2 protein-coding genes are annotated in these 847 nt (G+C 64.6%); both read left to right on the forward strand.

Going from position 1 to position 847, the window contains the following annotated elements:
- Positions 1–7: 7 nt before the first annotated feature.
- Positions 8–145, forward strand: coding sequence for an IS66 family insertion sequence element accessory protein TnpB (tnpB, locus tag CFR76_RS18870; RefSeq protein ID WP_129551913.1), 138 nt, complete (start codon positions 8–10; stop codon positions 143–145).
- Between the two features lie 65 nt (positions 146–210).
- Positions 211–847 (forward strand): IS66 family transposase zinc-finger binding domain-containing protein (locus CFR76_RS17520; RefSeq protein ID WP_146222733.1); only part of this gene is annotated, 637 nt, incomplete at its 3' end.

Here is an 847-nt window from a genome sequence, read left to right on the forward strand (position 1 = left end):
GAAGCGGATCGAGCGCGGGCATTTCCTGTGGCCTTCGGCAAAGGACGGAGCGATCCATCTCTCCCCGTCACAATTGACTTGTCTGCTGGAGGGTGTGGACTGGCGCAATCCGCAGAAAACATGGAGACCTGAACTGGCGGGATAATAAAAACCGCGCCAGGTCAGCATATACTGGTACCCTTTTGAGCGCCCATGTGATCAACTGCCTTCATGACGGGAGACACGGACGACATCATCGCCTTGCGCGCGGCACTTGCCGCTGCCGAGGCGCGTGCCGAGGTCGCGGAAGCCCGTGCGGCCAGCGCCGAAGCGCAGGTTGCCCATCTCAAACATCTTATCGCGCGGATGCGCCAGGACCGTTTCGGCGCCTCGTCGGAGCGGGGGCGCCGCCTGCTGGCCCAACTCGAACTCGAACTGGAAGAATTGGAGACGACGCTCGCCGAGGACGCGCCCGAAAATGCGGCGGATCCCGCTGTCCGCACGACAGCACCCCGGAGCAACCGGGGACGCCAGCCCCTGCGTGCCGATTTGCCGCGCGAGCGGGTCGTCATCCCCGCACCGACACAGTGTCCGTGCTGTGGCAGCGATCGTCTGAGCAAACTGGGGGAGAGCGTCACCGAGACGCTGGAGGTGATCCCGCGCCAGTTCAAGGTCATACAGACGGTGCGGGAGAAGTTCACCTGCCGGGACTGCGAGAGCATCACCCAGCCACCCGCCCCCTTCCATCCGATCGCGCGCGGACGCGCCGGCCCATGGCTGCTGTCGACCATCCTGTGCGACAAGTTCCTGCAGCATCTGCCGCTGAACCGCCAGAGCGATGCCTTTGCCCGCGAAGGGATCGATCTCG

Source organism: Komagataeibacter swingsii (assembly GCF_003207895.1).
Classification (GTDB): domain Bacteria; phylum Pseudomonadota; class Alphaproteobacteria; order Acetobacterales; family Acetobacteraceae; genus Komagataeibacter; species Komagataeibacter swingsii.